Below are 23,941 nucleotides of genomic sequence, written 5' to 3'. Positions count from 1 at the left end.
ATGACTTTTCGGCCCTGTCTAGGGCGCAGGCGAGCCGGCCTGAAAAGTCTGTTAATTCCAACAGACCTCGGCGGGCCCCTGCCCCACCGGACGAAAGTTCTTCAACCCTAAAAACTTTCGATCGTCAAATCCAGGCGAGCCGCCGCTCCGTTCAGATGATACCGCATCGCCTCCCGCGCCTTGACGGGGTCGCGCCCTGCCACCGCATCGCGGATGGAGACATGTTCCGCGATGGTGACTTCGACGATCTCCTCCAGGATTGCCGCCGCACGCGCCGCATTGATCGCAAGGCTTATCCGTTCGGCGATGAAGCCGATGAAAAGCGGGAAATATTCGTTATGGGTCGCCGCCGCGATCGCGCGGTGAAAGGCGAGGTCGGCGACGATCCCCTGCTCGGTCCATTTCTCCGCGCCGGTCATCTGCTCAAGCGCTTCGTCGATCTTGGCCAGCTCCTCCGGCACGTGATGGATGGCGGCAAGTCCCGCCGCCTCGATCTCCAGCGGGATGCGGAGCTGGAAGAGATCCCGGAAGCTTTCCCGGTTCGAAAGGTCCCCCTGCTCGATCCGCAGCGATTGGCGGCGTTCGATTTCCGTGGCGAACGCGCCGACACCCTGCCGGGTTTCCACCAGCCCTTCATTGCGCAATTGAGCGATCGCCTCCCGCACCACCGAGCGGCTGACCCCGAAGGTTCTCGCCAGCAGGTGTTCCGTGGGCAGCTTCTCTCCGGGCGAGATACGCCCCTCGCTGATCTCCCTGCCGATCTGCGCCGCAATGCGCGCGGGCAAATGCTCGCCCCGTCTGATCTGACTGAAATCGATCGTCGCCAAACCTGCTCCTCCCTGCAATCAAGAAGCGTCTTTTCCAGCAATTCTGCTAGAAGTTCAATTGACAACCAGGATTCATGATCATCTCGGGGTCAATGGCATGCTTGAGCGCCGTCAACAGCTTTCGGCGGGTCTCGGGCAGCCTGGCATCGAAATCCGGGCGCTTCAGCCGGCCGATGCCGTGCTCGGCGCTAATGCTGCCGGTGTAGCGATCGAGGACCTCGTTCACGACGGTCTTGGCCTTGTAGATGCATTGGACGCGCTCTTCGGGCGTGCTGCCATCCGGAGGTAGCACATTGAGATGCACGTTGCCGTCGCCGACATGACCGTAGGAAACGCTGACGGCGCCCGGAAGCGCCTCGGCGACCGCCTTTTCGGCCTCCTCCACGAAGCGCGCGAGATCCGAAAGCGGCACCGAAATATCCGTGCGCATGTGAGCGCCGCGCTTCGCCTGACCTTCGTTCATGCCTTCGCGGATCAGCCACAGATTTCGGGCCTGGTTCTGGGACGCCGCGATCGTCCCGTCGACGACGAGGCCTTCCTCCATCACGCCTTCCAGGAAGCGCTGCATCAGATCGTCGATATCGACGAGGCCGGAACCGGAAATCTCCATCAGCACGTAAGCCGGATATTCCGCGGAAATCGGCACCGGCAGATCAGGTATCGCCTCCTGCGCCAACGTGAAGGCGAGCGGCGGCATGAACTCGAAGGCGGACATCAGGTCGCAGCAATCGCGCCGCGCCTGACGATAGAGCTTGATGGCATCTTCCAGGGAGGCAAGCCCGAGCAGCGCCGTCGCAACCTGATCCGGATAAGGAGTGAGCTTGACCGAGACGGCGGTGATGATGCCGAGCGTGCCTTCCGCGCCGATGAAGAGCTGCTTGAGATCAATGCCTCGGTTGTCCTTCCTCAACGTCGAAAGGCCTTCGAAGATGCTGCCGTCCGGCAGGACCACTTCGAGCCCGAGCACCAGTTCGCGGGTCATGCCGTAGCGGAGCACATTGATGCCGCCGGCATTGGTCGAGACGTTGCCGCCGATCCGGCAGCTTCCCTGCGCGCCGAGCGCAAGCGGAAAGAACATGCCTTTTTCCGCGATTGCATCCTTGAGTTCGGAAAGGATGCAGCCTGCCTCCATGACGGCGGAAAAATCATCGGCATCGATCTTGCGGATGCGGTTCATGCGCTCCAGCGACAACACCACCTGCTGTTCCGGGGCATCCGGAATTCCGCCGAGCACGAGGCCGGTATTGCCGCCCTGAGGCACGATCGAAAGCCCGAGCTCGCGGCAAGCCTTCACGGCAGCGGCCACCTGCTCGGTGGAGCGAGGCCGAATCACGGCTACCGCGCCGCTGGTCACGTCGCCATGCCAGTCGCGGCAGTAGCGGAGCATCTCATCCGCTTCGCTCAGCACGATATCCTCGCCGAGCATCCGGCGCAGCGCTTGCCGCGGTTCCGCAAGGCCCTTCGCATCCTCTACCGTGCCCATCACTCCGCTCGTCATGTTCCTTGCCTTTCCTCCGCGCTCTTGAAGAGATCGGCCCACGCGCTGCACGCGTCCAACAATCTTCCTCGATCCGCTAATATCTTGTTTTCAAGCGAAGCATATAAGGTTATCAGACAACCGTACAAGATAATTTTTTCAACCGCATGACCCGGATCGGGCGCGTGCGGCTTCAGCCCAGGAGGAGACATCCGAATGCATATCCTGATCATCGGCGCCGCCGGCATGGTCGGCCGCAAGCTCACCCAGCGCCTCGTCAAGGATGGCGCGCTTGACGGCGAGCCGGTCGAGAAGCTGACGCTCATCGACGTGGTTACGCCCGAGAAGCCGCAGGGCTTTAACGGCACGGTTGTCGCGCGCGAGGGCGATCTATCCGCTCCGGGCGAAGCCGAAAAGCTGATCGAGGGCCGTCCGGACGTCATCTTCCATCTTGCCGCCATCGTCTCCGGCGAAGCCGAACTCGATTTCGACAAGGGTTACCGCATCAATCTGGACGGCACCCGCTATCTCTTCGACGCGATCCGTCTTGCCCACAATCAGGACGGCTACAAGCCGCGCGTCGTATTCACCTCCTCCATCGCCGTCGTCGGGGCGCCGCTCCCCTTCCCCATTCCGGACGAATACCATCTGACCCCGCTGACCAGCTACGGCACCCAGAAGGCGATCTGCGAACTGCTACTCTCCGACTACAGCCGCCGCGGCTTCTTCGATGGCATCGGCATTCGCCTGCCGACGGTCTGCATCCGTCCCGGCAAGCCGAACAAGGCCGCTTCCGGCTTCTTCTCCAATATCCTGCGCGAGCCGCTGATCGGCCAGGAAGCCGTCCTGCCGGTTGCCGAAGACGTTCGCCACTGGCACGCCTCGCCGCGCTCGGCTGTCGGTTTCCTGATCCACGGAGCGACCATCGACCTTGAAAAGGTAGGCCCGCGCCGTAACCTCTCCATGCCGGGCCTCAGCGCCACCGTGGGCGAACAGATCGAGGCGCTGCGGCGCGTTGCCGGCGAGAAGGCCGTCAAGCTCATCCGCCGCGAGCCCGACGAGATGATCATGAAGATGGTCGCCGGCTGGGCGCCGGGCTTCGAAGCCAAGCGCGCGACCGAGCTCGGCTTCACCGCCGAAAAGAGCTTCGACGAAATCATTCGCGTACACATCGAGGACGAACTGGGAGGCAAGCTGTGAACGCTCACAAGAAGATTGCCTTTCTCGGCACGGGCTTGATGGGCGCACCGATGGCGCGCCGCCTGCTCGGTGCCGGGTTTAGGGTAACCGTCTGGAACCGTGATCCGGCAAAGGCTGCCCCCCTTGCCGCTGACGGCGCGCAGCTTGCCGCCTCGCCCGCTGAGGCAGTTGCCGGCGCATCCGTCGTTTTCACGATGCTGACCAACGGACAGGCCGTTTCCGACGTGCTCTTCGAGCGTGGCGTCGCCACCGCCCTGCCAGAAGGCACGGTCGTGGTGGATTGCAGCTCGATTGCCCCGCCGGTAGCCCGTGAACATTCCCAAAAGCTTGCCGAAAGAGGCATCCGCCACCTGGACGCCCCAGTCTCCGGCGGCGTCGTGGGTGCGGCGGCCGGCACACTCGCCATCATGGCCGGCGGCGATGCCGCCGTCGTTGAAAGCCTCAAGGATATTTTCGCCGCGCTTGGCCGCGTAACCCATGTGGGCCCAAGCGGGGCCGGGCAGATCTGCAAGCTCGCCAACCAGCAGATCGTAGCAGTCACGATCGGCGCGGTCGCCGAAGCCATGATCCTGGTGGAAGCAGGCGGCGCCTCGCGCGCTGCCTTCCGCGACGCGATCCGCGGGGGCTTTGCTGAAAGCCGTATCCTCGAACTGCACGGCGCCCGCATGGTCGAGCGCAACTTCGTGCCGGGCGGGGCTTCGAGCAATCAGCTCAAGGACTTGAATGCCGTGATGGCCATGGCCGAGGAGCTTTCGCTCACCCTGCCCCTGACGCAGGAAGTGCGGCAGGAGTTTGCCGACTTCGTTGAAGCCGGCGGCACCGAGCAGGATCATAGCGGTCTGCTTCTGCACCTCGAAAAGCTCAACCCGCAAAACTGAGGCCAGCCGATGAGCGACAACACAAAACCAGGGCGCCGCTTGCGCTCGCAGGACTGGTTCGACAATCCGGATCATATCGACCTGACCGCGCTCTACCTCGAGCGTTTCATGAACTATGGCGTGACGCCGGAGGAGCTGCGTTCGGGCAAGCCGATCATCGGTATCGCCCAGAGCGGCAGCGACCTCACGCCGTGCAATCGTGTCCACATGGACCTCGCCAAGCGCGTGCGCGACGGCATCCGCGATGCCGGCGGCATTCCGATCGAGTTCCCGACCCACCCGATCTTCGAAAACTGCAAACGCCCGACAGCGGCACTCGACCGCAACCTCGCCTATCTCGGCCTCGTGGAAATCCTCTATGGATACCCGCTGGACGGCGTGGTGCTGACGACCGGCTGCGACAAGACCACGCCGGCCGCGCTCATGGCGGCCTCGACGGTGGACATCCCCGCGATCGTGCTTTCCGGTGGCCCGATGCTGGACGGCTGGCACGAAGGCGATCTTGTCGGCTCCGGCACGGTGATCTGGCGCATGCGCCGCAAGTTCGCGGCCGGTGAAATCGACCGTGAGGAATTCATGCAGGCGGCGCTCGATTCGGCACCGTCCGTCGGCCACTGCAACACCATGGGCACGGCTTCCACCATGAATGCCATGGCCGAGGCGCTCGGCATGTCGCTGACCGGCTGCGGAGCAATTCCCGCCGCCTATCGCGAGCGCGGCCAGATGGCGTATCGCACCGGCCGCCGCGCCGTGGAGCTCGTCTTCGAAGACCTGAAACCTTCCGACATCCTGACACGCGAAGCCTTCCTCAACGCCATCCGCGTCAATTCGGCGATCGGCGGCTCCACCAATGCACAGCCGCATCTGGCCGCCATGGCGAAGCACGCGGGCGTCGATCTCTATCCGGACGACTGGCAGGTGCACGGGTTCGATATCCCGTTGCTCGCCAATATCCAGCCGGCGGGCGCATATCTCGGCGAACAATATCACCGTGCCGGCGGCACGCCCGCCATCATGTGGGAACTCCTGCAGGTAGGAAAGCTCGACGGAAACTGTCGCACCGTCACCGGCAGGACCATGGCCGAGAACCTCGAGGGCCGCGAGGCGACGGATCGCGAAGTGATCCTCCCTTTCGATCAGCCGCTCAAGGAAAAGGCAGGTTTCCTGGTACTGAAAGGCAATCTCTTCGATTTCGCGATCATGAAAATGAGCGTGGTTTCAGAGGATTTCCGCAAGCGTTATCTCCAGGAGCCGGGCCGCGAAGGTATCTTTGAAGGCAAGGCGGTCGTCTTCGACGGTTCGGAGGACTACCACAAGCGCATCAACGATCCCGAGCTCGGCATCGACGAAAACACCATCCTGGCGATCCGCGGCGCAGGACCGCTCGGCTGGCCTGGATCGGCGGAAGTCGTCAACATGCAGCCGCCGGATCACCTCCTGAAACGCGGAATCACGAGCCTGCCGACCATCGGTGACGGACGCCAATCCGGTACGGCCGACAGCCCTTCGATCCTCAACGCATCGCCGGAAAGTGCTGCCGGCGGCGGCCTCGCCTGGCTCCGAAACGGCGATGTCATCCGCATCGACTTCAACCAGGGCCGCTGCGACATGCTGGTTTCCGATGAGGAAATCGAGAAGCGCAAGGCGGACGGCATTCCGGCAGTTCCGGCCGATGCCACACCCTGGCAGCGCATCTACCGCAAGTCCGTCACCCAGCTTTCCGATGGCGCCGTGCTTGAAGGCGCCGCCGACTTCCGGCAGATCGCCAAGACCATGCCGCGCCACAATCATTGACACGGCACCCGTGAGGGGCGGCTTCGGCCGCCCTTTTTCGGCTCAGACAGCCATTTCGAGATCGACGCCGCTCCTGTTCCAGACCCGCCTCGGCCAGGGATTGACGCCGTCGCGCAGCCAGAGAAGCGTATCGAGCCAGAAACCTGCCGCATGCCTTGAATGGAAGAGGCTGAAATGGCCGATCTGCTCGTAGCCGAGATCGGCCGGTGAAAGATGAACGGCTAATCGGTCGCAGCCCTCGTAATAATCCAGCGCCCTGCTCACCGCCCGCGGTGTGGCGATCTCGTCGTCACTGACGGAAATGGCGAGGATGGATGCCGCGACCGAGGAAAAGCGGCGGAGATAAAGCGCGCGCTTTTCCTCCGGATAACTCAACTCCATACGGGCGCGCCGGAAGCTCCACTCGTTGGCGACCCCTGCCGGAAGGTCCTCCAGCCAACCCAATCTGCGCCCCGGAAAATAGCCGAGAAGGGCAGTCGCTACCGGCATCGCCACATGCCATTTGAGGAAAAGCCGCGCTCTCCGCGAGGGCGCATAATCAGGCCAATAGGCATACTGCGCACCGATCGTGAGCATGCGGTCGATGAGAAATGCGCTCTGCGCTAGCCCCGGCAGAAAGCCTCCGATGCTGTGGCCCACCACCATGAGAGGGCCGCTCCCCTCTCCGCTCGCCAGCCGCAGCGCCGCATCGAAATCATACTCGCCCCAATCGCTCCACCGATAGCCGCACCCTCTGAGGTTCGGCGGCCGGGATGCGCCGATCCCGCGATAATCATAGGTGAGCACGGTGAAGCCGTGCTCGGCCAGGAACTGCGCATAATAGTGGTAGTAACGGGCCCGCACGCCGGTCGCCGGATTGATGACGACGGTTCCCTCCGCCGAGCGTGACCCGACCGACCAAAGGTGGCCCGCAAGGCTCACGCCATCGGCACAGGCGATTGCAACGGGTCTTCCCTCGACAGTCATGAAACACTCCCCTGCTTCCCGACAAAAGCTAGGGCAAGTTCGCCATTGTGTATATTCATTGGTCGGTATACTTTTCGAGCATGGCGAAGACCGATACCGACACCCGAGAGCGCATCGTCGCGACCGCCGCGAAGCTGTTCTACATGAGCGGCGTTCGCGCAGTCAGCATGGATGCCATTGCCGAAAAGGCGGATTTGACGAAGCGCACGCTCTATTATCATTTCAGGAGCAAGGACGATCTGATCGCCGCTTATCTCGAGGAGCGGGATCATCCGAACCTTGCCCTCTTCCAGCGTTGGTATGAGGAAAGTCCGGGAACGGTTGCCGATAAGGTGGAAAGCCTCTTTCGCAATCTGGCGCAAACGGCGCGCCACACGAAGTGGCGCGGATGCGGCTTTCTTCGCACCGTTGCCGAGCTGGCCGACATGCCGGGCCATCCGGCGGTCAAGGCCGCCACGGTTCACAAGAAGCGTGTGGAGGACTGGCTTGCCGAGACACTCGAAGGCCCTATCCCGCACGCCGATTCAAAAATTCTGGCGCAGCAGGTCATGCTGCTCATGGACGGCGCCTTCGCCGCCGCCCTCACCCATCGCGATCCCCGCTATATGGAGACCGCCGGCAAGGCAGCCTCCACCCTCATCCGCGCGGCGCAGGCCGGCAGCAGCGCGGCCTAGATCACCGCACTCATGCCGCCATCGACATAGATGATCTGGCCGTTGACGTAGTTGGAGGCGTCGGAGGAAAGGAAGACGGCGGCGCCGACGAGTTCCTCCGGCTTGCCCCAGCGGCGCGAGGGCGTGCGGCCCTTCACCCAGGCATCGAATTGCGGATTGTCGATCAGCGCCTGGTTCATGTCCGTCAGCATGTAGCCGGGTCCGATGGCGTTCGCCTGGATACCGTGCTCGGCCCATTCCGCGGCCATGGCCTGCGTCAGCGTCTTGATGCCGCCCTTCGCTGCCGTATAGGGCGCGACGGTCGCACGGCCGAGCCCGCTCATCAGCGAACCGATATTCACAACCTTGCCCCGCTTGCGCGGCAGCATGCGCTTGGCCGCCTCGCGGGAGACGATGAAGGCGCTGGTGAGATTGGTATCGATCACCCTCTGCCAGTCGGCGGTTGCGAGTTCCACGATCGGCTTGCGATACTGGACGCCCGCATTGTTGACGAGGATATCGACCTCCACGCCATCGGCATCGAGCTTCTCGAAAGCCGCCACGACCGAGGCTTCGTCCGTCACGTCGAAGGCGGCGGCGCGAACGGAAAAACCTTCTCCGCGAAGCGCGGCAGCGGCTTCCTGCAGCCGTTCTGCATTGACGCCGTTGAGGATGACCGAGGCACCCGCCTCGGCAAGCCCTCGGGCGATCGCCTGACCGAGGCCGCGAGACGAACCGGTCACGAGAGCCGTACGGCCCTCAAGACTGAAGAGTGAATTCGGCACCAAATTTCTCCCATCGAATGTACGGACAAAGTATGCCGAAGCCATAAGCGGCCATGCCAGCCACGTCCAGCCCGAATGGGGGTCGATCGGTTCGTCTATGAAGGAATAAAGCCAGATGGGCATAGCCGAGCGCGGTTTATTGACGGCGATCGCAGCCTTCCGGTCTGGGCCGATCAGGAAGGCATGAAAAAACGGCGCGGAAACGATCCGCGCCGCTCGTGATCTAACCCTTAGGCCCTTAGGCAGCAGCCGAAGCGTAGCCTTCGGTCGAAACTTCCGAGATCGTCTTCAGAACCTGGGAAGCGATCTGGTAGGGGCAACCCTGCGAATTCGGGCGGCGATCTTCGAGATAGCCCTTGTAGCCGTTCTTGACGAAAGAATGCGGAACGCGGATCGAGGCACCACGGTCGGCAACGCCGTAGGAAAACTTGTTCCACGGAGCCGTCTCGTGCTTGCCGGTCAGGCGCTTGTCGTTGTCCGGGCCGTAAACGTTGATGTGGTCCATCAGGTTCTTTTCGAACTGCGCCATCAGCGCTTCGAAATAGGCCTTGCCGCCGACTTCGCGCATGAACTTGGTGGAGAAGTTGCAGTGCATGCCCGAGCCGTTCCAGTCGGTGTCGCCGAGCGGCTTGCAGTGATATTCGACGTCGATGCCGTACTTTTCGGTCAGGCGCTGCAGCAGGTAGCGTGCCATCCAGATCTGATCGGCGGCTTTCTTGGAGCCCTTGCCGAAAATCTGGAATTCCCACTGGCCCTTGGCCACTTCGGCATTGATGCCTTCGTGGTTGATGCCGGCGGCGAGGCAAAGGTCGAGATGCTCTTCGACGATTTCACGAGCAACCGGGCCGACATTGGAGGAGCCGACGCCGCAGTAATACGGACCCTGCGGAGCCGGGTAACCCTGCTCCGGGAAGCCGAGCGGACGGCCGTTTTCGTAGAAGAAGTATTCCTGCTCGAAGCCGAACCAGGCGTCTTCGTCATCGAGAATGGTGGCGCGGCTGTTGGACGGATGCGGCGTAACGCCATCCGGCATCATGACTTCGCACATGACGAGAACGCCATTGGTGCGGGCCGGATCCGGGTAAACGGCGACGGGCTTCAGAACGCAGTCCGACGAGCGGCCTTCGGCCTGCATCGTGGACGAACCATCAAAGCCCCAGAGCGGGAGCTGATCGAGCGTCGGGAACGCTTCGAATTCCTTGACCTGCGTCTTGCCGCGAAGGTTCGGGGTCGGGGTGTATCCGTCGAGCCAGATGTACTCGAGCTTGTATTTCGTCATTTGAACTCTCTCATAACTGATGCTGCAACGATGAGCACACATCCTGGCCAGACCGCTGCCGAAGCACGATCCGCCATCGGATGCCCAAGACGAAGCATTTTGCGTGCCAGTTGCCTTCCGAACGAACCAGATGACCGCTTTCAAGGCATTTCCCTTCGCCGGATTGGCACAATCGCAACAGTTGATGGGATGCTTCCCACCCCGTCCGCCGCACACCAAGACGCGCGGCCGGCCTTCACGGAAAATTTCGGCCGCCGGAACTCCTCGCTGCCGCAAACGTTGGCAGCGGGCCGTTCATTGGGCGGGGCCGAGTGCCCGCAATAGTGACAATGAATGGTCATAAAGAGTGCAACTGCGCAAATTATGTGCTAACTCTCTATTCCGTCGAACCACCCATGGATGGGAGGGATTTAGATGAATGCTAATTCCGAACGCGTCTCGGCAAAGATCTATCAGTTTCCATTGAAGGGCCTGCGCCAGAATCGGGACCTTCAACGAGCCCGACCCGATATCGACCCTGCCGTGGCGGATTTTTCGGACGCCGCATTCGGCGGCTGCTGGTATCACGAGGAAGCCATCAAGGATTCAGGGCAGGACCGCGACTGACCGGTCTTCGCGCATTTCAATCGATCCACCGCCTGATCCTGGTCGGGATCACCTCGCCCTACGACACCGCGGCTGCACCGTAGCGCCGGCACTTCCATGACGTGCCCCTTGCGCAGAGTGAAAGGTTGCAGTTCGGCTACACGGAGATGTTTTCGCTCCAAACACGCCCTTCCGCGCCTCTGTATAGTTGACAAACATACTCATATTTGTGAGTGGCCTCCCCATTGTCAGTGGGGAAAATGCCATGAAGTTCACAATGCGCCTTGGGCTGCTTTCGGTAAGTATCGCTGCGATTTCATGCGGTTGGGCAAGTGCCCAGGATGGCGAGGGCACCGTCCTGGACACCATCACCATCCAGGCCGAGAGCAATGAAATCCTCGTTCAGGATGGATATGTCGCCAAGTCTGATCGCATCGGCACCAAGGTCGATACCCCGATCGTGCAGATTCCGCAGGCCGTCTCGGTCGTCACCCAGGACCAGATCGAGGATCAGAAGCCGCGCACGCTGAACGAAGCACTCACCTATACCGCCGGCGCCAACCCGAACACCTTCGGCTTTGATTCGCGTTACGACGCATTTTACCTGCGCGGCTTTCCCGCCTACTACAACGGCATGTTCCGCGACGGGCTGAAGCAGTTCAACGGCCCCTCCGCCTGGTTCCGCACGGAGCCCTATGGCCTTGAAGGCGTCACGGTCCTGAAAGGCCCCGCCTCTTCGCTTTATGGAGTGAGCGGCCCGGGCGGCATCGTCAATCTCGTCACGAAGCGGCCGAAGGACGAGGAGTACCGGGAAGTCGAGCTTCTGGTCGGCGAGCACAGCCGCTTCCAGGGCGGCGTCGATGTTTCCGGGCCCGCCGACGAGGACGGCACCCTTCTCTATCGCTTCACCGCGCTTGGCCGTAAGAGCGACACCCATATCGACGGCTATTCGGATGACACCGGCTACATCGCGCCGGCCTTCACCTGGAAGCCGGATGAGGACACCAAGTTCACTCTCCTCAGCGAATTTTCCCGCAGCGTCACCGGCGGCACGGCATTCTACTATAACCCGGCTCTGGGCGAAGTCTCCGATATCTATACCGGCGACCCCGATTGGAACGACTTCACCACCAGACAAGGCCGCATAGGCTATGAGCTGGAGCATCGCCTCAACGAGGTCGTGACGCTGCGCCAGAACGTGCGTTACAGCGCCGTCGACGCCGACCTGCAGTATAGCGGTTTCTACCCAGCACCTCCGACCCGCTATTGGGGCCACTACAAGGAAGACCTGAAGAGTCTCACCATCGACAACATGGCGCAGTTCGAATTCGACACGGGGCCGGTGAGCCATACGGCGGTCGCGGGATTCAATTATAGCTGGTGGGATTACAGCGCGCAGTCGGCCATCTCCTACGCTTCCATCGCCGATCTAAAGACCCAACCGTTCTCGTCCTCCGGAAGCCAGCAGATGGACCAGTATGGCATCTATCTTCACGATCAGATGGAGTGGGACAACTGGACGCTGTTCCTGAGCGGACGACAGGACTGGGCCGTCTCGCACAGTGTCACCGCGGCGCCCGCGATGACGGAGATAGACAATACCGACCATGCGTTTTCGGGGCGCGTCGGCCTTTCCTATAAAACCGATTGGGGTGTCATTCCCTACGCCAACTACTCGACCTCGTTCTCGCCCAACCTTGGCTTCGTGTATGACGGCGTAACCAATGAACGCCGCGTCGCACGGCCGACAACCGCCGACCAGTTCGAGTTCGGCGTGAAATACGAAATCCCTGATACCAATGCCGTCATCAGCGCGAACTACTTCGACATCAAGCAAACGGATGGCGTCGTATACGACGGCACCTTCGACGACGCGGGCAATCAGCGCCAGCGCCAGCTCGACCTGCATTCGCGCGGTGTCGAATTCGAGGCGAATGCTTCCTTCGACAACGGCTTCAGCCTGATCGCCTCCTACACCTACATGCAGATGGAAATCGACAAGGGTCTTGCGGGCACTGTCGGCAAGGAGCTTTCGGCAACGCCCAACCATATCGCTTCGCTATGGGGGCACTATCTGGTGCAGGACGGCCCTCTGGCGGGCTTGGGTCTCGGAGCGGGCATCCGTTATGTCGGCAAGAGCTACGGGGATGATCAGAACACGTTCGAGAACGATGCCCGCGCCCTGGTGGATGCGGCGGTCTCCTACGACTTCGGCTATCGCAACCCGGATCTCAAAGGCCTGACGCTGCAGGTCAACGCAAAGAACCTGTTCGATACGCGTAAGGCGATTTGCTCTGCGGGTTCTTGCTACTGGGATGAAGGCCGCACCGTCTTCGGAAGCCTGCGTTACCGCTTCTGATATCGGAGAATGTGAAACATGAACCCGGCCTCGCCATTTGTCGTCATCTCCGGCATAGCCGGGCTCTACATCGCCCAGAGCGTCATCGGCGGCGTGACCTGGGCGGGCCTGCCCGCCGTCATGCGCAGCCAGGGCGTGCCGCTCGACCAGATCGGCCTCGTTTCGCTGATCGCCCTCCCCTGGGCGCTCAAGTTCCTGTGGTCGCCCTTCATCGAACGGTATCGCCTGCCGCTCGACGGACGCAACCGCTCGGCCGTCATCGTCGCCGTCGGTGGCGCCATATGCGTCGCCGGCCTGCTCCTGACCGGGACGCTCAGCCCCGCCAACGCATTTCCGTTGCTCGCCTGCTTGACGATCGTCGCCTTTGCGGCCTCGACCGTGGACATCGCCTGCGACGGCTTCGCGGTTCAAACCCTTGCAAAGGCGCAGCACGGCTGGGGCAATGCCGCCCAGGTGGGCGGCGCCTATCTGGGTGCGGCGATCGGCGGCGGGCTTTTCCTGTACCTGGTCGGCGCGCTCAACTGGCAATGGGCATCCTGGGCCATGGCAGCACTTCTCGTGGCTCTCGGCCTGCCCTTCCTGTTCGGAGCGGCCCGCAACCTGCCTGAGGAAAAGCGGGAGCACGTGCCCTCGCTCGCAGCGGCCCTCAAACGGCCGGAACTCCGCCGGGGGCTCCTCGTCTCCGCCATCTTCGTAACCGCGCAGAAGACCTCGCTCGGCATGATCGGCCCGTTCCTCGTCGATTCGGGCTTCGACGTCGCGACGATCGGACTCTTGAACGGGCTCGGCAGCATATTCGTCGGGCTCGCCGCCGCCCTGCTCGGCGGACTTTGCGTCAGGATCTGGGGTGTACGGACCATTCTCGTCACCTCCCTTTTCCTGCAGGCGCTATTTTTGGCCCTCTTCTGCTACGGCGCCTGGACGCGGGCCTTGCCGGAAAGCCTGCTCGTCGTGGCAGCGATCGGCAGTTCGTCAGGCGTCATGGCTTTCGGCTTCGTCGCTCTCTACGCCCAGTTCATGCGCTGGTCGGACCCGCGTCAGGCCGGCGTCGATTTCACGCTCTTCCAATGCATGGATGCGCTCGTCAGCCTTGCTGGCGGAGTGGTGGCCGGGCAGGTCGCCAATGCCTTCGGCTACGGCGTCTTTTTCGCCGGCGCATGCCTTCTCGCCATCATCGCCGCACCGGCAATTGCGCTAACGGCGAAATCGGAAAGCGCTACCGCCGATGTGGCAGGAGCGGTTCAGGGTTAAATGGAAACAGCTCTAGGGTCGCGTAACTTACGCGGCCTCCTTGCGGGCTTCATCGCCCTCGGCGCCCCGACGCCAGTAGGCGACGACGAGCTGCCGCTCCTTAGGGACACCCCATTCCTTGCGGACGATTTTCCTGATCTCCTTGAAATCGGAAAACTCGCAGCCCGCCCACACGTAAATGTCTTCCGGCAGCGTCGAGGGATCGATCTTCCGCAGGGCGTCCGACAGCAGGGCCGTGGTGCCGGCCGGACGTCCCGCGCGAAAGAGCCAGCGTATCGAAACATTCGGGAAATCGAACGCCAGCACGTCCTCCGGGCTGTCCACCTCGAGCAGAACCTCGGCGCGCCGGTTCGCCGGCAAGCTGTCGAGAATACGCGAAATCGCCGGCAGCGCGGTATCGTCGCCGACCAGCATCAGGGTCTCCGCTTCGGGAATGTGGTCCCCGCCGGGACCGATCATGCCAATCACGTCGCCCGGCTGTGCAGTCTGCGCAAATAGCGCGGCCGGCGTCGCAAGATCGGGGTGCAGAACGAAATCGATGTCGATCAGCCCGCGTTCCACGTCGATCGCCCGGATCGTATAGACCCGCACCGTCAGCGCATCCTCGCCTTGCGGCCAGTTGAGCAGGCCGTCGCTGCCGATCACCGGCCAGACCGGCTTGCGCTCCCTCGGCGGTATCAGAAGCCGCACATGCAGTCCGCCGACCGCGAAACGCGCGATGTTGTTGGCGCGGAAACGCAGCCGCTGCATATGCGGGGAAATGCGCTCGGAAGAAACCAGCTTCATCTCACGGAAAAAGACCGGCACTTCCGAAGTATCGCCATCACCCGACCAGCGCAGCCCCTCGGTGGAGCCGAGATATTCCTGCATATGGCCGGCGACATCCATCTTCATATAGGAGAGGCAGGTCTCGTCCTGTGCGAACACCTGCACCTTCAGCCGCCGTTCGCTGAGCTCCATCGAAACCGAGCCGTAGTACATGCGGAACCGCCACCTGTTCGCCTCCCCGGTCGGAACCAGAAAGTCTTCATGGTCCTGGTGCATCCTCGTCGCGGCGGTCGCGACATCGTCGTGCTCGATCAGGGTCTCGGCGATAAGTTCGTTCATGGGGCGAAATCCGGCTTCCTCTTCAGCTTCAGGGTGCTGCCTTGGCGCACGCCTTAAAGCGGAGTGGAATTAACAAGTTTTCACCCCGGTTCGCAACCGCGATCTTTGCCATAGCGATGCTCTATCGGCAAAAAATCGGAATCTCACTTGAACGACAGGACGGAACCCGGCAGCTCGGCTGGCATTACCAAGTCATGAGCAAGGACAATCCCCAGGCCAGACGCGGCATGACAGCCTTCGTGGTCACCATTTTCGTGATCGCGGTCATCCTGGCGGCCATCTACATCATCGGGTTCACGCCCGGCGAACCGTAGTAGCCGCCTCGCCCCTCCATCACCTCCGGCCGGCGGCGACAGGGGCGGCCGAATCGTCGCCCTGGTCGAGCGCGCGGCTGAGCGTGAGCGCGACGATCGTGCAGATCGCTCCCGAAATCAGGTAGCCGCCGATGAAGATGATGCCGAAATTGCTGGCAAGCCCCAGCGCGACCAGCGGCGCGAACCCCGCGCCGATGAGCCAGGCTAGGTCGGAAGTCAGCGCCGCGCCGGTATAGCGGTAGGTCTGGCTGAACCGGAAGGAAACAGAGCCCGAAGCCTGACCGAAGGAGAGGCCGAGAATGGCAAACCCGATAAGGATGAAGGCATTCTGACCAATCCTTCCCGCGTCGAGCAGGAAAGGAGCGGAGAAGCTGAAGATCGCGATGATGATCGCGCCGATCATCAACTGGCTGCGGCGGCCGATTCGGTCGGCAAGCAGTCCGGAGATGATAATCGTGCCGACACCGACGATGGCGCCGAAGACCTGAACCACCAGGAACTGGGCGGGAGACTGCCCCCCGTAAAGCGTGACCCAGCTCAAGGGGAAGATCGTCACGAGATGGAACATGGCGAAGCTCGCCAGCGGCACGAACGCGCCGAGCAGAACATCGCGTCCATGCAGTCTCAACATCCGGAAGACCGGCTGCGGCTGGAGCTCGTTGGCGTCCAGAAGCTCGCCGAATTCGCGGGTCGCGACGATTCGCAGACGTGCGAACAGCGCCACGACATTGATCGCGAACGCCACGAAGAACGGGTAACGCCAGCCCCAGCTCAGGAAATCCGCGTCGGAGAGATTCGCCACGAAATAACCGAACAGCACGCTTGCAAGGGCAAAGCCGAAGGGCGCGCCAAGCTGGGGCACCATGGCATACCAGCCGCGGCGGTTCTTCGGAGCGTTGAGCGAAAGCAGGGATGCAAGGCCGTCCCACGCTCCGCCGAGCGCAAATCCCTGCCCCAGGCGGAACAGCGACAGCAGCGCGACCGACCAGAGGCCGATGCTTTCATAGCCCGGCAGGAAGGCGATCGAGGCGGTCGATCCGCCCAGAATGAGAAGCGCGATGGTGAGTTTCGTACCCCGTCCATAGGTGCGGTCTATCCACATGAAAACCAGCGAACCGACCGGTCTTGCCATGAAGGCGAGCGAGAAAACAGCGAAGGAGCAGAGAGTGGCGCTGACCGGATCCTGCACGAAGGGGAAGACGAGTCGCGGAAAGACGAGAATCGAGGCAAGGCCGTAAACGAAGAAATCGAAGAATTCCGACATGCGACCGATGACCACGCCGATGGCGATATTGGCGGGCGAAACCGGCTTGTCGTCGTGGATGCGGCGCGCATCCCTTTCCATCGAAGTAGACGTAGGATTGGTGGCCGTGGCCATGAATGCGTCCTCCTTGCGTTCGCCTCCTCTGCAAGATGTTGATCAAACACGCGAAGAGATCAAGGATCAGAAGCAAAAAACCTCGCTTAATACGCGAAGAAAGCCACTGGTCGTCTTCATCTTTCGTCCTAGATCATGCCGCTAGAGCGGGAAGTGGGCACACGCGCTTCGGTGGTGCGGCACACTTGAAAAACCTGGACGCTCGTATATTGCGGCGCGACAGATTGCTGCAGTGCGACGAACGACCTCATTCCAGCTCCGACATTGCCTCGCTAGTGCCAAGTAGACGAAACGCAAATTTCGAGCTCCAGATGCCACGTTTGTTCAAAACGGCCGCACGCCTTTCTGCACTCCTGTTCCTTTTAGCCCTGACCGGCTGCGACATGGTCGTCATGTCGCCGTCGGGCGACATCGCCTCCCAGCAGGCGAACCTGATCATCATCGCCACGGTATTGATGCTGCTGATCATCGTGCCGGTGATCGCCCTCACCCTCTATTTCGCCTGGCATTACCGCCAATCGAACAAGAGTGCGAAATATGATCCCGATTGGCACCATTCCACTCGCCTGGAAGTCGTCATCTGGTCCGCGCCGCTCGCGATCATCATCGCGTTGGGCGCGGTGACCTGGATCAGCACTCACAAGCTCGATCCGTATCGGCCGCTGGATCGGCTGGATGCGGAACGCCCGGTTCCCGCCGATACCAAGCCTATCACGGTGGAGGTCGTGGCGCTCGACTGGAAATGGCTATTCTTCTATCCCGACTACGGAATAGCCACCGTGAACGAGATGGCAACGCCGGTCGATGTACCGGTCAATTTCAAGATCACCTCCTCGTCCGTGATGAACTCCTTCTATGTCCCCGCCATGGCTGGCATGATCTACGCCATGCCGGGCATGCAGACGCGCCTCCATGCCGTCATGAACCGCGAAGGCCAGTTCGACGGCTTCTCCGCCAACTACAGCGGGGACGGCTTCTCGCATATGCGCTTCAAGCTGCACTCCTTCGATCAAGCCGGTTTCGACGAATGGGTCGCCCGCGTGAAGAGCCAGGGAACCATGCTCAACCGCGATGCCTACCTGAAGCTCGAAAAGCCGAGCGAGCGCGAACCGGTCCGCTATTACGCCAGTGTCGAGAGCGGGCTTTACGAAGCCGTGCTCAACATGTGTGCCCAGCCCGGCCAGATGTGCATGAACGAGATGATGCATATCGACACCATGGGCGGAGCGGGTCGGGAAAGCCACGAGAACCGCGAGCGCCTTCAATACGACAGCCGCCGTTCGGCGGAGGCCGGCACTGCCGCGACCTTCCCCGCGACCGGCAACCCCGCCCGCAGCCCCGAGCCGGCAGAAGGCGTGGACACCCGTTCCGAAAACAACCCGCAGCCTCAGGGCGAACCGCAGATGAATCATGGCGAACACCATGATCCGCAGGCGCCGGATGCCCAGAACCCCGGGCAGGACCAACTCAACACCGATAGCAATAGCCAGCCTTAAGGCCGGCGATGATGTAATTGGATCACGCCATGTTTGCAGATTCCAACCTTATGCAGTTCATTTTCGGAAGGCTGACATTACAGTCCTTCCCCTACCACGAGCCTATTCTCGTGGTCACCTTCGCCGTGGTGGCGATCGGCGGCATCGCGCTCATGGCGCTGATCACCCGCTATCGTCTCTGGGGTTATCTCTGGAAGGAGTGGATCACCAGCATCGATCACAAGAAGATCGGCATCATGTACGTGATCCTGGCGCTCGTGATGCTGCTGCGCGGCTTTGCCGACGCCATCATGATGCGCGCCCAGCAGGCGATCGCCTTCAACGGCAATGAAGGCTATCTCAACCCTCACCATTACGACCAGATCTTCACCGCTCACGGCGTGATCATGATCTTCTTCATGGCCATGCCCTTCGTGACGGGCATCATGAACTTCGTGGTGCCGCTGCAGATCGGCGCGCGCGACGTCTCCTTCCCCTTCCTCAACAACTTCTCGTTCTGGATGACGACGGCAGGCGCGGTGATTATCATGATCTCGCTTTTTGTCGGGGAGTTCGCACGCACCGGCTGGCTCGCCTACCCGCCGCTTTCGGGGGCCGATTACAGTCCCGGCGTTGGTGTGGACTATTATATCTGGGGGCTCCAGGTCGCCGGCATAGGCACGACGCTATCGGGCATCAACCTGATCGCGACCATCGTGAAGATGCGCGCGCCGGGTATGACCATGATGAAGATGCCGATGTTCACCTGGACATCGCTCTGCACCAACGTCCTGATCGTCGCAAGCTTCCCGATTCTGACCGCCACTCTCGCGCTTCTGACGCTCGACCGCTACGTCGGCACCAACTTCTTCACCAACGACCTCGGCGGCAATCCGATGATGTACGTCAACCTCATCTGGATCTGGGGTCATCCGGAGGTCTACATCCTCATCCTGCCGGCCTTCGGCATCTTCTCCGAAGTGGTGGCGACCTTCTCCGGCAAGCGCCTCTTCGGCTATGCCTCGATGGTCTACGCCACGGTCGTCATCGTCATCCTTTCTTATATCGTCTGGCTGCACCACTTCTTCACCATGGGTTCGGGCGCCAGCGTGAACGCCTTCTTCGGCATTACCACGATGATCATCTCGATCCCGACTGGAGCCAAGATATTCAACTGGCTGTTCACCATGTATCGCGGCCGCATCCGCTACGAAGTGCCCATGCTGTGGACCGTCGGCTTCATGATAACATTCGTCATCGGCGGCATGACCGGCGTCATGCTGGCCGTGCCTCCGGCCGACTTCGTGCTGCACAACTCGCTCTTCCTGATCGCCCACTTCCATAACGTGATCATCGGTGGCGTGGTCTTCGGGCTGATGGCAGGCCTGGTCTACTGGTTCCCGAAGGCTTTCGGCTACAAGCTCGATCCGTTCTGGGGCAAGCTCTCCTTCTGGTTCTGGTTCATCGGCTTCTATGTCGCCTTCATGCCGCTCTACGTGCTCGGTCTGATGGGCGTAACCCGCCGCGTCAGCCAGTTCGAGGACCCGTCGCTGCAGATCTGGTTCATCATCGCCGCCTGTGGCGCGGTGCTGATCGCCTGCGGCATCGCCTGCTTCCTCATCCAGCTCGTCGTGAGCTTCATGAAGCGCGAGGAACTGCGCGACACCACCGGCGATCCCTGGGACGCGCGTACCCTGGAATGGTCCACGTCCTCTCCCCCGCCGGAATACAACTTCGCCTTCACGCCGGTCGTCCATGACCACGACTCCTGGTACGACATGAAGAAGCTCGGCTATTCCCGCCCGATGACCGGCTTCAAGCCGATCCACATGCCGAAGAATACCGGCACGGGCGTCATCCTGGCCGCACTCAGCGTCGCCTTCGCCTTCGGCATGATCTGGTACATGTGGTGGCTGGCTGCCCTGTCCTTCGTCGCCATGCTGGCCGTGACGATTGGCCATACCTTCAACTACAAGCGTGACTACTACATACCGGCCGAAACCGTTGAAAAGACGGAAGAAGCCCGCTCCAGGCAGCTCGCGGAACAGGCGTGATACGATGAGTGAAACCACAATCAACGAACAGGAAGAACGGCAGTTCTATCTGACCGAGGAGGAGCATCATCCGGAGGGCAGCACCCTCCTGGGCTTCTGGCTCTACCTGATGAGCGACTGCCTGATCTTCGCCGTGCTTTTCGCGACCCACGGGGTTCTCGGCCGCTCCTATGCGGCCGGCCCCTCCCCCGCCGATCTGTTCGACCTGCCGCTCGTGGCGATCAACACGGCAATGCTCCTTTTCTCCTCCATCACTTATGGCTTCGCCATGCTGGAAATGGAGAAGAACAGGAAGGGCGCAACGCTCGCTTGGCTCGCCATCACCGGCCTGTTCGGCTTGGCCTTTCTTGCGATCGAGCTCTACGAGTTCTACCACCTGATCCATGAAGGCGCCGGCCCGATGCGCAGCGCCTTCCTTTCCTCCTTCTTCACGCTCGTCGGCACCCACGGCCTGCACGTGACCTTCGGCATCATCTGGCTGGTGACGCTGATGGTTCAGGTCTCCATGCACGGGCTGATCGAGGAGAACCGTCGCCGGCTGATGTGCCTCTCGATGTTCTGGCACTTCCTAGACGTGATCTGGATCGGCGTCTTTTCCTTCGTTTATCTGATGGGAGTTCTCGGATGACACCCCAAACCCACGCTCCTGTTCATGAAGATGCCGCGGCGACCCATCATGGCCATAGCCATGGCCATGGCGCCGGACATGGCACCTTCAAAGGCTATGTCACCGGCTTCGTCCTCGCGGCCATCCTGACCGCGATCCCCTTCTGGCTGGTTATGGGCGACGTGCTGGAAAGCAAGCTGCTGACGGCCTTCTTCATCATGGGTCTCGGTGTGGTTCAGATCGTCGTGCACATGGTCTGCTTCCTGCACATGAACCCGCGTTCCGAAGGCGGCTGGACGATGATGGCGCTGATCTTCACCCTCGTGCTCGTGGCGATCACCCTGGCCGGTTCGCTCTGGGTCATGCATCATCTCAACACGAACATGATGCCCATGTCGCCCGAGATGATGAAGAATATGCCCTGACGCTCATCTCGCTTGCGGCTCCCCATGTCCCTGCCTTCCGACGAAACAATGCCCGGCCGTTCGCGCCGGGCCCGCCTGACGCTCGTCGGCGTCATGGCGCTGCTGACGATCGTCTTCGTCGCGCTCGGCACATGGCAGGTACAGCGGCTTTTCTGGAAGCTTGATCTCATCGAGCGGGTGGAAAGCCGGATAAATGCCGGGCCGCAAGCGCCGCCAGCTCCAGCGCAATGGGCTTCGGTCAACGTCCAGGACCACGAATATCTACGTGTGGCGGTGAGCGGTCGTTTCCGGCACGACCTGGAAACGCTGGTTCAGGCGGTGACCGAACTTGGGCCGGGCTACTGGGTCTTGACCCCGCTCGAGCTGGCTGACGGCACGGCCATTCTCATCAATCGCGGCTTCGTGCCCGGCGACCGCCGCGATCCGGCATCCCGCGCCGCTGGACAAGCCGAGGGCACCGCAAACGTTATCGGCCTCCTGCGCATGACCGAACCGGGGGGCGGTTTCCTGCGCGGCAACGATCCGGCCAATGATCGCTGGTATTCGCGCGACGTCGCAGCCATCGCAGCCCACAAGGGCATTTCGAATATCGCGCCCTATTTCATCGATGCCGACGCCACGCCCAATCCCGGCGGCTTTCCGGTGGGCGGCCTGACGGTCGTACGCTTCCGAAACAGCCACCTGGTCTATATATTCACCTGGTATATTCTGGCAGTCATGTCGGCAGCCGCCGGAATTTATGTTCTCCGGCGGTCTCGGGATCACTAACGCGAAAACCTGGGCGGCCGCTTCTCGGCGAAGGCCGCAAGGCCCTCCGCATAATCGTCCGATCCGAAGATCGCGCCAAGCGCCTGCCGCTCCCGCTCCAATCCGTCCGCGAGCGGAAGCGCATGACCTTCGTGGACGACCTGCTTCAGAACGCGCGCCGTCGCCGCCGAACGGGACCCGAGAAGAGCCATGTAATCGGCGACCGCCTTGTCCAGTTCCTCGTCAGGAATGCAGGCGTTCACAAGCCCAATCTCATAGGCCCTCCGGGCCGATATCGGCTCACCCGTATACATCATGTCGAGGGCGCGGGAGATGCCGATCAGTCGCGGCAGGCGTTGGGTGCCGCCAGCACCGGGGATAGCGCCGAGCCGCGATTCCGTGAGACCAAGCGAAGCGCCTTCCGCCGCAATCCGGATATCGCAGGCGAGCGCAAGTTCGAGGCCGCCGCCGAGCGCCGCGCCATTAATGGCTGCGACAGTCGGCACCGGCGCCGCTGCAAGCGCGTTGACCGCTGCATTGATCGCGCGATTGTGCTGGTAACGCCCCGCCGCGTCCATGCCCTGCCGTTCCTTGAGGTCCGCGCCGGCGCAGAAGCCGCGCCCCTTGCCGCGAAGAACGATGGCGCTCGCGCCGGCAGCGATCGCGCCGTTCACCGCCTCGGTCAACGCCACAACCATGTCGGAGCCCAGCGCATTGAGCCGTCCCGGCCGATTCAGCCAGATGGCCGCCGCACCTGTTTCCAAGGTTTCGACCAGAACATCTCCGCCTTGCGGCGGAGTGACACTCTGCTGAGGCATCCTGTCGGGCATATTTCCTGTCCTCCCCCTGTCCTCACAAGGCAGATGGGTGCCATTCTTTGGAGGCGGAGTAAACACCTGCACCTGTGCTGTTCAAGAAACGCCAAACTCGGGAACCGTCCATAGCCCCTGGATCAGATCTCGCCGGCCGGATTGAAATCCGGATCGTCATCGTCGGGAGCAAGCAGATCCACCAGTTGCGCGACCCTGCCGCTTGGCCTCGTGCGCCCCGCGCTCACCAACGCTTCTTCGCTGTTGATCCATGCCCAGGCTTCGGCAAGTTCCGCCGGGGTGGCGCCGGTCGCGATAATCTCGGCGATCAGCATTCGATCGACCGGGCCGAGTACCGCCGTTACGTTTTCCGAGGTCATGCTCATTCGGAACTCCTTCATTTCACGGAAATGAACGGTGTTCCGGGACATATAGTTCAGCAGCCGACCGCTTCCAGCCGGATGGGTGAAAACCGATCCGGGGGAACTCATGCCACGACTGAACGCTTGAACTGAAGGAACGCGAGAGCGGGCTGCATCAGTCCGCTCTCAAAGGGCAAATTAATGCGCCGACGGCAATTGGAGCGCCGTTGCGACACGTTTCAGACGGCCCGGATCCACATCCCGGCCTTCTTCGATCGCTTCGATTTCACTGGCAGTCAGTCCACAGGTCAAAGCCAGATCCTCGACGCTATAGCCGGCATCCCGCCTGGCTTCGGCGATAATGCTCGCGATGGAAGCTGACTGCGAGGACTCAAAACTCTTCATTGAAATTGTCATGGATTACTCCTTTGGAGAACCGGCCAGAAGGCCGGTAAAAAGGGCATCAGCCCAAAGGATGCAGCGCAGCATTTGGAGCCGGATGCCGGGCAAAGATAGGTAGTTTGATCCCGCAAGCCAATACCCAGGAGCGGGTTGCTTTACATGCTTTTGAAAAAGCACTGTTTTGCGATATTCTGGGCATCGAAATGG

Annotated in this window: 22 protein-coding genes; 12 read left to right on the top strand and 10 right to left on the bottom strand. The window is 61.6% G+C overall.

Annotation, left to right across the window (positions count from 1 at the left end; genetic code table 11):
• Positions 1 to 107: 107 nt before the first annotated feature.
• Positions 108 to 827 carry a FadR/GntR family transcriptional regulator gene (locus tag ACE04I_RS24100; protein ID WP_046795270.1) on the bottom strand — a complete coding sequence of 240 codons (720 nt, stop codon included), beginning with the start codon at positions 825 to 827 and terminating at the stop codon, positions 108 to 110.
• Between the two features lie 46 nt (positions 828 to 873).
• Positions 874 to 2,325, bottom strand: a complete 1,452-nt coding sequence (locus ACE04I_RS24095) for an FAD-binding oxidoreductase (protein WP_046795271.1) — start codon at positions 2,323 to 2,325, stop codon at positions 874 to 876.
• Positions 2,326 to 2,520: 195 nt separating this feature from the next.
• Here ACE04I_RS24095 and denD point away from each other — a divergent pair, with 195 nt between their 5' ends.
• Genes denD through ACE04I_RS24080 form a run of 3 tightly spaced genes read left to right on the top strand, consistent with a single transcriptional unit; the run spans position 2,521 to position 6,176 of the window.
• Positions 2,521 to 3,504: a D-erythronate dehydrogenase gene (gene denD / locus ACE04I_RS24090; RefSeq protein ID WP_046795272.1), complete on the top strand. Its 984-nt coding sequence runs from the start codon at positions 2,521 to 2,523 to the stop codon at positions 3,502 to 3,504.
• Complete coding sequence (locus ACE04I_RS24085; RefSeq protein WP_082118376.1) at positions 3,501 to 4,382, top strand: NAD(P)-dependent oxidoreductase; 882 nt, start codon at positions 3,501 to 3,503, stop codon at positions 4,380 to 4,382. The genes denD and ACE04I_RS24085 overlap by 4 nt, the downstream gene beginning before the upstream one ends.
• A gap of 9 nt (positions 4,383 to 4,391) precedes the next feature.
• Positions 4,392 to 6,176, top strand: coding sequence for an IlvD/Edd family dehydratase (locus tag ACE04I_RS24080; protein WP_046795273.1), 1,785 nt, complete (start codon positions 4,392 to 4,394; stop codon positions 6,174 to 6,176).
• A 42-nt stretch (positions 6,177 to 6,218) separates the two neighbouring features.
• Here ACE04I_RS24080 and ACE04I_RS24075 read toward each other — a convergent pair whose 3' ends face one another.
• Positions 6,219 to 7,142, bottom strand: a complete 924-nt coding sequence (locus ACE04I_RS24075) for an alpha/beta hydrolase family protein (RefSeq protein WP_487207658.1) — start codon at positions 7,140 to 7,142, stop codon at positions 6,219 to 6,221.
• Between the two features lie 80 nt (positions 7,143 to 7,222).
• Between ACE04I_RS24075 and ACE04I_RS24070 the strand changes: the two genes are divergently transcribed.
• Positions 7,223 to 7,816 (top strand): TetR/AcrR family transcriptional regulator, encoded by a 594-nt coding sequence (locus ACE04I_RS24070; RefSeq protein WP_046795550.1) that lies wholly within the window; start codon positions 7,223 to 7,225, stop codon positions 7,814 to 7,816.
• Here the strand turns inward: ACE04I_RS24070 and ACE04I_RS24065 are convergent.
• Entirely contained in the window at positions 7,813 to 8,580 is a 768-nt protein-coding gene (locus ACE04I_RS24065) for an SDR family oxidoreductase (protein WP_137326506.1), read from the bottom strand. The genes ACE04I_RS24070 and ACE04I_RS24065 overlap by 4 nt on opposite strands.
• A gap of 238 nt (positions 8,581 to 8,818) precedes the next feature.
• On the bottom strand, positions 8,819 to 9,859 hold the full coding sequence (locus tag ACE04I_RS24060; protein WP_046795275.1) for a glutamine synthetase beta-grasp domain-containing protein: 1,041 nt from the start codon (positions 9,857 to 9,859) through the stop codon (positions 8,819 to 8,821).
• 414 nt (positions 9,860 to 10,273) lie between these two features.
• Between ACE04I_RS24060 and ACE04I_RS24055 the strand changes: the two genes are divergently transcribed.
• The 3 genes from ACE04I_RS24055 to ACE04I_RS24045 all read left to right on the top strand — a co-directional run bounded on the left by ACE04I_RS24055 (position 10,274) and on the right by ACE04I_RS24045 (position 14,054).
• The gene (locus ACE04I_RS24055; protein ID WP_046795276.1) at positions 10,274 to 10,465 is read left to right on the top strand and encodes a DUF2735 domain-containing protein; all 192 of its coding nucleotides are present in this window, start codon (positions 10,274 to 10,276) and stop codon (positions 10,463 to 10,465) included.
• Between the two features lie 244 nt (positions 10,466 to 10,709).
• Entirely contained in the window at positions 10,710 to 12,803 is a 2,094-nt protein-coding gene (locus tag ACE04I_RS24050) for a TonB-dependent siderophore receptor (RefSeq protein ID WP_197082528.1), read from the top strand.
• 18 nt (positions 12,804 to 12,821) lie between these two features.
• The gene (locus tag ACE04I_RS24045) at positions 12,822 to 14,054 is read left to right on the top strand and encodes an MFS transporter (protein WP_046795277.1); all 1,233 of its coding nucleotides are present in this window, start codon (positions 12,822 to 12,824) and stop codon (positions 14,052 to 14,054) included.
• A gap of 27 nt (positions 14,055 to 14,081) precedes the next feature.
• Here the strand turns inward: ACE04I_RS24045 and ACE04I_RS24040 are convergent, their stop codons facing one another.
• Together ACE04I_RS24040 and ACE04I_RS24035 are read right to left on the bottom strand one after the other, a co-directional pair.
• Positions 14,082 to 15,161, bottom strand: a complete 1,080-nt coding sequence (locus ACE04I_RS24040) for a siderophore-interacting protein (protein WP_487207657.1) — start codon at positions 15,159 to 15,161, stop codon at positions 14,082 to 14,084.
• Positions 15,162 to 15,494: 333 nt separating this feature from the next.
• Positions 15,495 to 16,853: an MFS transporter gene (locus ACE04I_RS24035; protein WP_046795280.1), complete on the bottom strand. Its 1,359-nt coding sequence runs from the start codon at positions 16,851 to 16,853 to the stop codon at positions 15,495 to 15,497.
• Between the two features lie 311 nt (positions 16,854 to 17,164).
• Here ACE04I_RS24035 and cyoA point away from each other — a divergent pair, with 311 nt between their 5' ends.
• The 5 genes from cyoA to ACE04I_RS24010 are packed head-to-tail and all read left to right on the top strand — an operon-like array spanning position 17,165 to position 22,182.
• Entirely contained in the window at positions 17,165 to 18,349 is a 1,185-nt protein-coding gene (gene cyoA / locus ACE04I_RS24030) for a ubiquinol oxidase subunit II (RefSeq protein WP_046795281.1), read from the top strand.
• 29 nt (positions 18,350 to 18,378) lie between these two features.
• Positions 18,379 to 20,382, top strand: coding sequence for a cytochrome o ubiquinol oxidase subunit I (gene cyoB, locus ACE04I_RS24025; protein WP_137326507.1), 2,004 nt, complete (start codon positions 18,379 to 18,381; stop codon positions 20,380 to 20,382).
• Positions 20,383 to 20,386: 4 nt separating this feature from the next.
• A complete protein-coding gene (gene cyoC, locus ACE04I_RS24020) occupies positions 20,387 to 21,010 on the top strand; it encodes a cytochrome o ubiquinol oxidase subunit III (protein ID WP_046795283.1) in 624 nt (207 codons plus the stop codon).
• Entirely contained in the window at positions 21,007 to 21,414 is a 408-nt protein-coding gene (gene cyoD, locus ACE04I_RS24015) for a cytochrome o ubiquinol oxidase subunit IV (RefSeq protein ID WP_046795284.1), read from the top strand. Before cyoC ends, cyoD begins: the two co-directional genes overlap by 4 nt.
• 48 nt (positions 21,415 to 21,462) lie before the next feature.
• Positions 21,463 to 22,182, top strand: a complete 720-nt coding sequence (locus ACE04I_RS24010; protein ID WP_052760446.1) for an SURF1 family protein — start codon at positions 21,463 to 21,465, stop codon at positions 22,180 to 22,182.
• Here ACE04I_RS24010 and ACE04I_RS24005 read toward each other — a convergent pair.
• From ACE04I_RS24005 to ACE04I_RS23995, 3 genes are all read right to left on the bottom strand, one after another.
• The gene (locus ACE04I_RS24005) at positions 22,179 to 22,991 is read right to left on the bottom strand and encodes an enoyl-CoA hydratase/isomerase family protein (RefSeq protein WP_052760434.1); all 813 of its coding nucleotides are present in this window, start codon (positions 22,989 to 22,991) and stop codon (positions 22,179 to 22,181) included. The two genes, ACE04I_RS24010 and ACE04I_RS24005, sit on opposite strands and share 4 nt — an antisense overlap.
• Before the next feature lie 122 nt (positions 22,992 to 23,113).
• A complete protein-coding gene (locus ACE04I_RS24000) occupies positions 23,114 to 23,356 on the bottom strand; it encodes a hypothetical protein (protein ID WP_046795554.1) in 243 nt (80 codons plus the stop codon).
• A gap of 174 nt (positions 23,357 to 23,530) precedes the next feature.
• On the bottom strand, positions 23,531 to 23,749 hold the full coding sequence (locus ACE04I_RS23995; RefSeq protein WP_046795286.1) for a helix-turn-helix domain-containing protein: 219 nt from the start codon (positions 23,747 to 23,749) through the stop codon (positions 23,531 to 23,533).
• Positions 23,750 to 23,941: the final 192 nt, after the last annotated feature.

The organism is Rhizobium moroccans, assembly GCF_057559155.1.
The sequence above is the reverse complement of the archived record's forward strand: the minus strand, read 5'-3'. Positions and strand labels throughout refer to the sequence as shown.

Bases quoted from the DNA above. Each gene is read 5' to 3' on its own strand.
- ACE04I_RS24045 (WP_046795277.1), top strand. From the start codon at position 12,822: ATGAACCCGGCCTCGCCATTTGTCGTCATCTCCGGCATAGCCGGGCTC.
- ACE04I_RS23995 (WP_046795286.1), bottom strand. From the start codon at position 23,749: ATGACAATTTCAATGAAGAGTTTTGAGTCCTCGCAGTCAGCTTCCATC.
- denD (WP_046795272.1), top strand. From the start codon at position 2,521: ATGCATATCCTGATCATCGGCGCCGCCGGCATGGTCGGCCGCAAGCTC.
- ACE04I_RS24075 (WP_487207658.1), bottom strand. From the start codon at position 7,142: ATGACTGTCGAGGGAAGACCCGTTGCAATCGCCTGTGCCGATGGCGTG.
- ACE04I_RS24055 (WP_046795276.1), top strand. From the start codon at position 10,274: ATGAATGCTAATTCCGAACGCGTCTCGGCAAAGATCTATCAGTTTCCA.
- ACE04I_RS24035 (WP_046795280.1), bottom strand. From the start codon at position 16,853: ATGGCCACGGCCACCAATCCTACGTCTACTTCGATGGAAAGGGATGCG.
- ACE04I_RS24095 (WP_046795271.1), bottom strand. From the start codon at position 2,325: ATGACGAGCGGAGTGATGGGCACGGTAGAGGATGCGAAGGGCCTTGCG.
- ACE04I_RS24080 (WP_046795273.1), top strand. From the start codon at position 4,392: ATGAGCGACAACACAAAACCAGGGCGCCGCTTGCGCTCGCAGGACTGG.
- cyoD (WP_046795284.1), top strand. From the start codon at position 21,007: ATGACACCCCAAACCCACGCTCCTGTTCATGAAGATGCCGCGGCGACC.
- ACE04I_RS24060 (WP_046795275.1), bottom strand. From the start codon at position 9,859: ATGACGAAATACAAGCTCGAGTACATCTGGCTCGACGGATACACCCCG.
- cyoA (WP_046795281.1), top strand. From the start codon at position 17,165: ATGCCACGTTTGTTCAAAACGGCCGCACGCCTTTCTGCACTCCTGTTC.
- cyoB (WP_137326507.1), top strand. From the start codon at position 18,379: ATGTTTGCAGATTCCAACCTTATGCAGTTCATTTTCGGAAGGCTGACA.
- ACE04I_RS24005 (WP_052760434.1), bottom strand. From the start codon at position 22,991: ATGCCCGACAGGATGCCTCAGCAGAGTGTCACTCCGCCGCAAGGCGGA.
- cyoC (WP_046795283.1), top strand. From the start codon at position 20,387: ATGAGTGAAACCACAATCAACGAACAGGAAGAACGGCAGTTCTATCTG.
- ACE04I_RS24040 (WP_487207657.1), bottom strand. From the start codon at position 15,161: ATGAACGAACTTATCGCCGAGACCCTGATCGAGCACGACGATGTCGCG.
- ACE04I_RS24010 (WP_052760446.1), top strand. From the start codon at position 21,463: ATGCCCGGCCGTTCGCGCCGGGCCCGCCTGACGCTCGTCGGCGTCATG.
- ACE04I_RS24000 (WP_046795554.1), bottom strand. From the start codon at position 23,356: ATGAGCATGACCTCGGAAAACGTAACGGCGGTACTCGGCCCGGTCGAT.
- ACE04I_RS24070 (WP_046795550.1), top strand. From the start codon at position 7,223: ATGGCGAAGACCGATACCGACACCCGAGAGCGCATCGTCGCGACCGCC.
- ACE04I_RS24050 (WP_197082528.1), top strand. From the start codon at position 10,710: ATGAAGTTCACAATGCGCCTTGGGCTGCTTTCGGTAAGTATCGCTGCG.